Annotated in this window: 9 protein-coding genes and 1 pseudogene; 6 read left to right on the top strand and 4 right to left on the bottom strand. The window is 49.5% G+C overall.

Annotation, left to right across the window (positions count from 1 at the left end; all coding sequences use genetic code 11):
• Positions 1-124 (bottom strand): pantoate--beta-alanine ligase (locus IQ219_RS11415; protein WP_194072676.1); only part of this gene is annotated, 124 nt, incomplete at its 3' end.
• A gap of 170 nt (positions 125-294) precedes the next feature.
• Here IQ219_RS11415 and IQ219_RS11410 point away from each other — a divergent pair.
• From IQ219_RS11410 to IQ219_RS11395, 4 genes are all read left to right on the top strand, one after another.
• On the top strand, positions 295-1113 hold the full coding sequence (locus tag IQ219_RS11410) for a carbonic anhydrase (protein WP_190596607.1): 819 nt from the start codon (positions 295-297) through the stop codon (positions 1111-1113).
• Positions 1114-1202: 89 nt separating this feature from the next.
• Positions 1203-1952 (top strand): serine O-acetyltransferase, encoded by a 750-nt coding sequence (gene cysE / locus IQ219_RS11405; protein ID WP_194020336.1) that lies wholly within the window; start codon positions 1203-1205, stop codon positions 1950-1952.
• A gap of 160 nt (positions 1953-2112) precedes the next feature.
• On the top strand, positions 2113-3708 hold the full coding sequence (locus IQ219_RS11400) for a glucose-6-phosphate isomerase (protein WP_194072675.1): 1596 nt from the start codon (positions 2113-2115) through the stop codon (positions 3706-3708).
• 215 nt (positions 3709-3923) lie between these two features.
• Complete coding sequence (locus tag IQ219_RS11395; RefSeq protein ID WP_194072674.1) at positions 3924-4979, top strand: fatty acid desaturase; 1056 nt, start codon at positions 3924-3926, stop codon at positions 4977-4979.
• A gap of 157 nt (positions 4980-5136) precedes the next feature.
• Here the strand turns inward: IQ219_RS11395 and IQ219_RS11390 are convergent, their stop codons facing one another.
• Positions 5137-6510: a hypothetical protein gene (locus IQ219_RS11390; RefSeq protein ID WP_194072677.1), complete on the bottom strand. Its 1374-nt coding sequence runs from the start codon at positions 6508-6510 to the stop codon at positions 5137-5139.
• Between the two features lie 252 nt (positions 6511-6762).
• Here IQ219_RS11390 and murF point away from each other — a divergent pair, with 252 nt between their 5' ends.
• Positions 6763-8127 (top strand): UDP-N-acetylmuramoyl-tripeptide--D-alanyl-D-alanine ligase, encoded by a 1365-nt coding sequence (murF, locus tag IQ219_RS11385; RefSeq protein ID WP_194072673.1) that lies wholly within the window; start codon positions 6763-6765, stop codon positions 8125-8127.
• A gap of 134 nt (positions 8128-8261) precedes the next feature.
• On the opposite strand, the gene IQ219_RS11380 is transcribed toward murF, so the two are convergent.
• Positions 8262-8648, bottom strand: coding sequence for a cytochrome c (locus IQ219_RS11380; protein WP_194072672.1), 387 nt, complete (start codon positions 8646-8648; stop codon positions 8262-8264).
• 232 nt (positions 8649-8880) lie between these two features.
• Complete coding sequence (gene rplI / locus IQ219_RS11375; RefSeq protein ID WP_010872796.1) at positions 8881-9339, bottom strand: 50S ribosomal protein L9; 459 nt, start codon at positions 9337-9339, stop codon at positions 8881-8883.
• Positions 9340-9487: 148 nt separating this feature from the next.
• Here rplI and IQ219_RS11370 point away from each other — a divergent pair.
• Positions 9488-9814 (top strand): annotated as a pseudogene (locus IQ219_RS11370) (hypothetical protein); the annotation flags it as partial.

The raw sequence follows: 9814 nt of genomic DNA, 5'->3' as shown, positions 1-9814 counted from the left end.
CAAGTAAGCTGCCATGGCAAGCGTGGAGAGCCCCCATAGTGGGTACTAAGCCCACGGTTTTACCCCGACCCGCTTGACGGAGATAGGTTTGTAACCCTGCTATTGTCCGAAAAACTTGCACCATGATTTCCTTACTATCCGTTGGATGGTTTGCAAACGATAGGAGTCATTGAGACCTAACCATGGCCAGAGTGTTGACCCCTATCCCAGGCAAATTGCCCCGCCGTCCTAGGCTCCCTGCCGCAAGTCTTCAATGATACAATGGGAGGCTGGAATTCCATCAACGGCGATCGCATGAAAAGACTCATCGAGGGACTACAAAAATTTCAGGAGGGTTATTTTAGTTCCCACCGTGACCTCTTTGAGCAACTTTCCCATGGCCAACATCCCCGCATCCTCTTCATTTGTTGTTCCGACTCCCGGGTAGATCCCAACCTAATTACCCAATCGGAAGTGGGGGATTTATTCGTCATCCGTAATGCTGGTAACATTATTCCCCCCTACGGAGCGGCCAACGGTGGGGAAGGGGCCGCCATGGAATACGCCCTGGTAGCCTTGGGAATCAATCAAATCATTGTTTGTGGCCATTCCCATTGTGGAGCAATGAAGGGTCTGCTCAAACTTAATTCCCTCCAGGAAAAAATGCCGCTGGTGTACGACTGGCTTAAGCATACGGAAGCGACCCGGCGCCTGGTATTGGATAACTATGAACATCTGGAAGGGGAAGAACTGGTCGAAATTATGGTGGCGGAAAATATTCTTACCCAATTAAAAAATCTCCAAACGTACCCCGCCGTCCATTCCCTTTTGCACAAGGGTAATTTATCCCTCCATGGCTGGATTTACCGCATTGAAAGTGGACAGGTGTTGGCCTACGATGGGGTACTCCATGATTTTGTTGCCCCCCAGAGCCGTCTTTCCTATTTAGAGCCAGAATTCAATTTACATCCCAATTGTCCGTTAACTTCCTACAATTCTTTTAAAGTTCCCGGTAGTCAGCCCCCGGGGGCTAAGCCCTCCCCCCAACCCTCCCAGGGAAAACTTTCTGCCTTACCGGGGTTTAGCCATTTACCAATGGAACAGGCGGAGCGGATTTATCGGGGTTCCCGTTAATCTAGTTAAGGAGCTGGGCATAACTAGACATAAATACAGGGAAAATTTCTAAAAACGCTAAATGAATGCTTTAGGTAGGAACTGACTGGGTGCTAAATTCACTGATTGCTGACTTCCGAATTATTTTTGAGCGAGATCCCGCCGCTCGCAATTGGTTGGAGGTGCTTTTTTGTTACCCCGGTTTACAAGCCCTAGTTGTTCACCGTTTTTCCCACCGTCTTTATACTTTGGGGCTACCGTTTTTCCCCCGGTTAATGTCCCAATTTGCTCGATTTTTCACTGGCATTGAGATCCATCCTGGGGCCCAGATTGGCCAGGGGGTTTTCATTGACCATGGCATGGGGGTAGTGATTGGAGAAACAGCCATCATTGGGGATTATGCTTTGATCTACCAGGGGGTCACCCTGGGGGGAACGGGCAAGGAAACCGGTAAACGTCATCCCACCCTGGGGGAAAACGTGGTGGTGGGGGCCGGGGCCAAGGTGTTGGGCAATATTTTGATTGGCGACAATGCCCGCATTGGGGCCGGTTCGGTGGTGTTGCGGGATGTGCCAGCGGATTTTACCGTGGTGGGAGTGCCGGGGCGCATGGTTCATCCCTCGGGGGAAAAGGTTAATCCCTTGGAGCATGGCAAGCTACCGGACTCGGAAGGTAAGGTAATTCGGCTTTTGTTGGAACGTATTGAACTGCTGGAGCAAGAGGTCAAAACCTTACAAAAACAGCAGTCAGAACAGGATTGGGAATCGGATTATCGCTCCTGCTCTGAAACTGACCGGGAACCGGTGCTTTGTCGCCTTGGCGATCGGGAAATTGAGGAATTTTTGGGGGGCACCCTTTAATCTTGCCCCGGTAACTGCAACAGCGATGGAATGAGAGGAGGTTTGAAAAGCCTCAATTTTTGGCCGGATGTTTTTTCCTGTTTAATCAAATCTTTCTAATTGCCTTAAGATGTGAACGCAAGGCCGTCCTCAAGGGCGGGGTTTCAGACCCATTTTTTCGATGAATAACCAACAACTTTGGCAACGTTATCAAGACTGGCTTTATTACCATGGTGGCCTCGATTTTTACCTGGATGTGAGCCGCATGGGATTTAGTGATGCTTTGGTAGAAGATTTGCAACCCAAGTTTGCCAAAGCTTTTCAAGATATGGTGGCCCTGGAAAAAGGGGCGATCGCCAATCCGGATGAACAACGCATGGTGGGGCATTACTGGCTACGCAATCCGGCCCTGGCCCCCAACGACGCTATCCGGGCTGAAATCACCGAACCCCTACAGCAAATTAAAGCCTTTGCCGCTGCTGTTCACCAAGGGACGGTTAAACCTCCCACTGTCCCCAAATTCACCGACCTGTTGGCGATCGGCATTGGTGGTTCAGCCCTAGGTCCTCAGTTTGTAGCCCAGGCCCTAGCCCCAGATTTTCCGCCCTTGGCCATTCACTTCATCGATAACTCGGACCCAGACGGCATTGACCGGGTGCTGAATTGTTTAAAAGTCCAAGACAAACTGAAAAGCACCTTAGTAATCACCACTAGCAAATCCGGTGGCACCCCTGAACCCCGCAATGGCTTGGCGGAAACTAAAGCAGTATTTGAAGCCCAGGGCTTGCATTTTGCCGACTATGCTGTGGCGGTGACCATGCCCGGCAGTAAACTTTCCCAGCAGGCCCAGACAGAACAATGGTTACAAGCTTTTCCCATGCAGGATTGGGTGGGGGGCAGAACCTCTGAGTTATCGGCGGTGGGGCTATTACCGGCGGCCCTCCAGGGGATTGATATTCAGGCCATGCTCGATGGGGCTAAAACCATGGATGAAGCCACTAGGGTGAGGGAATTAAAACAAAATCCGGCGGCCCTATTGGCTTTGGCTTGGTACTACGCTGGGGATGGGCAAGGGAAAAAAGATATGGTGATTCTGCCCTACAAAGACAGGCTGCTGTTATTTAGCCGTTATTTACAGCAGTTGGTGATGGAATCCCTGGGTAAGGAACGGGATTTGGATGGCAAGGTGGTGCACCAGGGTATTGCAGTCTATGGCAATAAGGGCTCCACGGATCAACATGCCTACGTCCAGCAATTGCGGGATGGGGTGCCGAACTTTTTTGCTACGTTTATTGAGGTATTGCACGATCGCCAAGGGCCATCCCTAGAGTTGGAGCCGGGGGTAACCAGTGGGGATTATTTATCAGGATTTTTGCAGGGCACCAGGCAAGCCTTGTTTGAAAATCAACGGGACTCGATTACCGTCACCATTCCCCAGGTGGATGCCACCAGTATTGGGGCTTTGATTGCTCTGTATGAACGGGCGGTGAGTTTCTATGGTTCCCTGGTGAACGTTAACGCCTACCATCAACCAGGGGTGGAAGCGGGCAAAAAAGCGGCCGCCTCCATTTTGGAATTGCAAAAAGCGATTCTCTCCACTTTGCAGACAGAATCGGGCCCCATTGCCCTAGAAGCTTTGGCCGCCAAAGTACAGGCTCCGGAGCAGGTGGAAACGGTGTATAAAATCGTCCGCCATCTGGCTGCCAATGACCGGGGGGTAGTGCTCCACGGCGATCGCCAATTTCCCCAACGGTTGCAAATCCAGTGGCAGAGTTAAGGCAGATTAATCTTCAATTGTTAGTTGTAGACCAGGTAATCATGGCTTACTTCAGAAGCAATTCGGTTCCTGGTCAATGGCAACGTGCTATAAAAAGAAAAGTTTGTTTACCTGAGTATTAATTCCTAGGCAAGGCAAACCTTGGCCGCTTCATAGCCCATGAATCCTTAAACAAAAATCTACCCGACCTTCCATTTGGAGATAAACCTTTATAAATGACTGCCACGATTCCCCCGTTGACGCCAACGGCAACGCCCAGCAATCCCGATCGCCCGATTGCGGATCTAAAACTACAAGACATCATTAAAACCCTGCCCAAGGAATGCTTCGAAAAAAAAGCGAGCAAAGCCTGGGCTTCTGTTTTGATCACCCTAGGGGCGATCGCCGTGGGCTATTTGGGTATTATCTATCTGCCCTGGTACCTCCTACCCATCACTTGGATTTGGACGGGGACAGCCTTAACAGGGGCTTTCGTTGTCGGCCATGACTGTGGCCATCGCTCCTTCGCCAAAAAACGCTGGGTCAATGACTTAGTGGGCCACATCGCCTTTGCGCCCCTAATTTATCCTTTCCATAGCTGGCGTCTGCTCCACGACCACCATCACCTCCACACCAACAAAGTTGAGGTTGATAACGCCTGGGATCCTTGGAGCGTGGAAGCTTTCCAAGCGAGCCCGGCGATCGTCAGGCTTTTTTACCGAGCCATCCGGGGGCCTTTTTGGTGGACTGGTTCCATTTTCCACTGGGGCTTAATGCATTTTAGACTCAGCAACTTTGCCGAACGGGACCGCAATAAAGTCAAACTATCCATCGCCGTTGTCTTTCTCTTTGCGGCGATCGCCTTTCCCGCCCTAATTGCGACCACAGGGGTGTGGGGCTTTGTCAAGTTTTGGTTAATGCCCTGGCTCGTGTACCACTTCTGGATGAGCACATTTACCATTGTGCACCACACCATTCCAGAAATTCGTTTCCGTCCCATCGCCGATTGGAGCGCCGCAGAAGCCCAGTTAAACGGCACTGTCCATTGTGACTATCCCCGCTGGGTAGAAGTGCTCTGCCATGACATCAATGTGCACATTCCCCATCACCTCTCCGTGGCCATTCCTTCCTATAACCTACGTCTAGCCCACGCAAGTTTAAAAGAAAACTGGGGACCTTTTCTCTATGAGCGCACCTTTAACTTGAAGTTAATGCAACAAATTAGTAGCCAATGTCATTTGTATGATCCGGAGAATGGCTACCGCACCTTTGGCTCCCTGAAAAAAGTTTAAACCTAAGTTAATGGGTCATTTTCAACCCATGATTGGTCAGCAATTAACCATAGCTGAGCTCTGGGGGAAGTTACCCAACCATTAACTAAAATTGAAGTAAACATCTGGGAATGCGGCCAATGGGCTGGATTCCTTTTTTTTGGTGAGGGAAAATCTTCTAAGTAGATAAATTAGAGCGGTTGAGACTGGAAAGGTCCACCCGGCCAAAATGAATACTAAACGCAACTTGCATATTTTCCAAGGTTTTCACCAGCCAAGGCACCCCCTCCCGGGCCACCGACTCATAGTGATTAAACAAAATTGAAAAACGTTTTTCCAAATAAGGCTTCACCTTAGAGCAGAAAAGTACAATTTTGAGCAATACCCCAATGGTCTTCTTCACGCCAATATTGGAAATTAGATCAATAAAGACATAGTGATCCGGATTTTTACTGCCTTCCACTACTAAAAAGTTGAGCAACTGACTAGAAGTCCGCATCATTAAAAATTCCGTGGGTTTCTGTTGATTGCATTCCGGATAGGCATTTTGGAATAGGTCAAATAGTTTCTTATCAAAACTTCCTTGTTTATACTTATCCTGTAGGGAACCCCGGATATATTCGTAAAGTTCGTCCTTAAAAGTGCCAAAGGATTGGGTATAGGCCACATGGTTGCGGAAACTTTTCGAGAGGGATTGATAACTCTGACCGTTTTCCACCGCACCGACAAAATGTTTGAGGGAACTATTTAGATCCTGATCGCTCAGTAGGGTAGGGTTTTTCACTGGCTTGATCAATTCCTTGTCTGGCAAGATTAGTCCAGCTTTATTGGTTCTGGCCATGCGCACCCGATAGGTGACGTACTGGGAAAGGTTAATTTCAAACTTACGCTCATTTTGAGCTTTGATGCGGTGTATGGTTTGGCGGTGTTCCCGACTGCTATCGTCCCCCATGAGGCAATAATCATACAGATAGGGATAGCGGTGGATGAGGGTGCCAACGGAGCTAGATTTAGTTTCAAACTTGGCAGTGACAACGGTGGCCAATCTTTTCAGCCGGACAAATTGTTCACTGAGGGTAAAATTTTTAACTAGTTGGCGGACGTTTCCTTTTGTATTGCCCCCAGGACTAATATTAGCCACCGCTTTTTCCACCATATTTACCAGTTGGGGAATGAATCGCTGGGTTGGGGGAGAAAGTTGCCAATAGTTGATCAGAATATAACAGCAACGGTTAAAAAAGTAGTTGAAGTCTTCAGTGTTATTTTTAACTCTAATTACTTTTTCTAAGTGGGTAGAAATTTGCCCTTGAGAGCCACCTTGTCCACTCAAGAAAAGGCCCCCTACCGCCTCAAGTACTTGGTCCCCTTCCAGGGACTGGACCAAGTTAAGCAGATAATCGTAAATTGCCTGCTCGTCGTTCATTTTATCAGAGTCGTTGGTGTGGAGGTGATTGTGGTTCACAGTGGCAACCCTCCTTGGTAAAAAGGGGGCAAATTGGGAGTAGGGAAAACTGATAATGAAAACGAAATCATAAGATAAGGTCAACGACACTCTGGGCATTTAATCAGGCATCGCTGTGGATGGTAAGATACACCCTGATCCCATTGGGATGAAACCGGAACTTTGTTACTAGACATTGTCGGTTTCTAACTTTTTTATATCTATTTCTCTTCCAATGTAAGTGATGAAGGCACCCATGGTAAGTGATCTAGATCACAGATAAAAATTGGCAATGACTTAACACTTCTGAGTCAATTCTAACCCAGTTTTCCTCCACCACATTCCCCACTCTTATTCTTTCCTATGAACTCCAAACTTTCCCTATTTGACATCCGTACATTCCTAGAAAGTTGCTTATTGTCTGTTACCAATTTTTCCGCGGATATACGGATAAATAATATTTGCACCGATACAAGGGCTTTGGTGCCAGGGGATTTATTTCTCGCCTTGCGGGGAGAAAGTTTTGATGGCCACAATTTTATTCCCCAGGCCGGGGCGGCGGGGGCGATCGCCGTGGTGACGGATCGGCCAGTGGAAGGGTTAGGGGAGACGGTGGCTCAATTTTTGGTGGAAGATACATTGGTGGCCTATCAGCGCATAGCGGCGGGATGGCGGCAACGGTTTACCATTCCCATCATTGGGGTGACCGGTTCTGTGGGTAAGACCACCACCAAAGAGTTAATTGCGGCGGTGCTGTCCCAGTTTGGCCATGTGCATAAAACCAAAGCTAATTACAACAATGAAATTGGGGTACCGAAAACTTTGTTGGAACTATCCCCAGACCATGATTTTGCCATTGTGGAAATGGCCATGCGGGGTCGGGGACAAATTGCCCTGTTGGCGGACATTGCCCAGCCCACCATCGGTTTAATTACCAACGTTGGCACAGCCCACATTGGTCTTTTGGGATCGGAGTTGGCGATCGCCGAGGCCAAGTGTGAATTGCTGGCCCATCAACCACCCCAGAGCACGGCCATCCTCAATCAAGACAATGCTTTGTTAATGGAGACAGCCCAACGATTTTGGCAGGGAAAAACCATTACCTATGGACTGCAGGGGGGAGATGTGCGAGGAACGGTTGATGGCGAAAATTTAATCCTTGATGGGGTTAGTTTGCCTTTGCCCTTGGCTGGTGTCCACAATGCTTCTAATTACCTAGCGGCGATCGCCGTGGCCCAGTGTTTAGGGTTGGATTGGCAACGGTTACAGTCGGGGCTGACGGTGGAGTTGCCCAAGGGTCGGGCCCGTCGTTATCAATGGGGGCAGGACGTGGTGCTGTTGGATGAAACCTATAACGCAGGGTTAGAATCCATGTTGGCAGCGTTGGATTTATTGGCCAATACCCCTGGAAAACGACGTTTAGCGGTGCTAGGAGCAATGAAAGAACTGGGGGATTATGGCCCGACATTCCATCAACGGGTGGGGGCCAAGGTGAAAGCCTTAGGTTTAGACGGTCTTTACCTATTGGCCAATGACCCTAATACCGATGCCATTGCCGCTGGAGCCAACGGTGTGGAGACCCAATCTTTCAGCGATGGACCTAGTTTAGTGGCGGCCCTAAAAACGACCCTCCAACCAGGCGATCGCCTCCTGTTCAAAGCATCCAATTCCGTCGGCCTCGGGGCAGTGGTTAGTCAATTGTTGGCAGAAAACCCCACCTCGGCTTAGAACTGCAAGGCTTGGGTTATTTGAAAATAGGGCTAACTCTTGCTCAGCAGGGATCAATACCCTGCGGGCTGATTTGTAGTGGTGATGAAAAGATAGCTACAGACTTCTATCTAAACAAATCTGTCCCCCTCGTCTCAGAGGGTTTTAAGGTAATCCAATAAATCCGCCATTTCCTGGGGATTGGGTTCAAACTGGGGCATGGGAGGCGTTTGACCACTAACTACCTGGTGAATGATGTGGCCCTGGGATCGCCGTTGGGACACCCCCCAAAGACTAGGGCCAATGTAACCGTCAGCTTGGATGCCATGGCAAACCACGCAATTGGCTTGGAAAATAGCCCGCCCCCTATCCGCATCTCCTTTAAGGGCGAGCACCTGGTTCACATAGGGATCAAAGTTCATAAAGCTAAATAATGCCACTGCCAATATCACCAGGGAAATAATGCCTGCCATAATCCACATCCCGGTGGGGGAAGCATTTACCTTGGCAACAGTTGGATTTTTTTCGATTACAGGGGCCATAGGTTAGGAACGATTGGTCAAGGTGGCCAGGACCACCACTCAGAAACTTAATCTATTGTATTGATGCTGGGCATTCCTGTCTTTGCTTAGTCTTAGGCTGGAGCCTGGATTAACTGCGTTGACAAACTAAAACTCCCCCAATATCGATCCCAGAATTTTCCTGGGTCAGGGGGGAGCATTGACAAAAATCTATCCAGCTTGCCCCCAGTTGATCAGCGAGGGCCGACTAGGTTTATAGGGGAGCAACTTGCACTTCCACCGTAGCGATAACTTCGGGGTGCAATTTGATTTGGGCTTGGTAAAAACCAGTTTTGTGGATGTCCGGCAGACTGATGCCACGGCGATCGAGGCTTTGGTTGGTGGCGGCTTCCACTGCATCGGCCACTTCCTGGGTGGTAACGGTACCAAAAATGGCTTCCGCTTCCCCTACTTGTTTTTTGATCACAAAACGACCAATGGTTTCCAGAGCGACTTTGCGGGCTTCGGCGGCATCTTTTTCTGCTTTGAGCCGTTCCAATTCCTTGAGGCGTCTTTGTTCCACCTGGCGCAAAATACCGGGGGTGGCCACCACTCCCAGGCCTTTGGGAATGAGATAGTTGCGGGCATAACCGGGGGCCACTTCCACTAAATCGCCGGTGAAGCCTAGTTTATTGATAGTTTCGTTTAAAACGACCTTGACTCGCTTTGCCATGACTGTAATTTTTCCAATATGAAGTTTGTTTAGCTTGTGGAGCAATTCACAAACCTCCATCTTAACCTTTAGGGGCAATCCCGCCAAAGTTGGCGATCGCCGCGGGCCAGTTTTTCCCCAGGGCAATGAACAGAAAGGCAAAGTTACTCTGTTACCATGGGGGACGGCCCTCCGCAACCAGATGCCAATGTCCAGTCTGATTTCCCTTTTCCGTCAACATTATCCCCAGGGCAGTCTCTGTTGTGACCTGCTCGAAATTGATCGGGGGTTATACATCGTCCAAGCCAGCATCACCCTAGAAGGCATTGTGGTAGCCACGGCCCTAGCGGCCCAGTGTCCCCTGGAAGCCGCCGAAGACTTGGCTAAGGAAAGGGCGATCGCCAGCCTTGATTTACCCCATGGGTCGCCGACGGAATTTACTCCAAAGGCGGATAAACCGGAGAAGGGAGTCGCCGAAACCCGCCCAGCCCAACAA

This window comes from Synechocystis sp. LEGE 06083, assembly GCF_015207725.1.
In the GTDB taxonomy this organism is placed as follows: Bacteria; Cyanobacteriota; Cyanobacteriia; order Cyanobacteriales; family Microcystaceae; genus Synechocystis; species Synechocystis salina.
The sequence above is the reverse complement of the archived record's forward strand: the minus strand, read 5'-3'. Positions and strand labels throughout refer to the sequence as shown.

Bases quoted from the DNA above. Each gene is read 5' to 3' on its own strand.
- IQ219_RS11395 (WP_194072674.1), top strand. From the start codon at position 3,924: ATGACTGCCACGATTCCCCCGTTGACGCCAACGGCAACGCCCAGCAAT.
- murF (WP_194072673.1), top strand. From the start codon at position 6,763: ATGAACTCCAAACTTTCCCTATTTGACATCCGTACATTCCTAGAAAGT.
- IQ219_RS11380 (WP_194072672.1), bottom strand. From the start codon at position 8,648: ATGGCCCCTGTAATCGAAAAAAATCCAACTGTTGCCAAGGTAAATGCT.
- rplI (WP_010872796.1), bottom strand. From the start codon at position 9,339: ATGGCAAAGCGAGTCAAGGTCGTTTTAAACGAAACTATCAATAAACTA.
- IQ219_RS11400 (WP_194072675.1), top strand. From the start codon at position 2,113: ATGAATAACCAACAACTTTGGCAACGTTATCAAGACTGGCTTTATTAC.
- IQ219_RS11410 (WP_190596607.1), top strand. From the start codon at position 295: ATGAAAAGACTCATCGAGGGACTACAAAAATTTCAGGAGGGTTATTTT.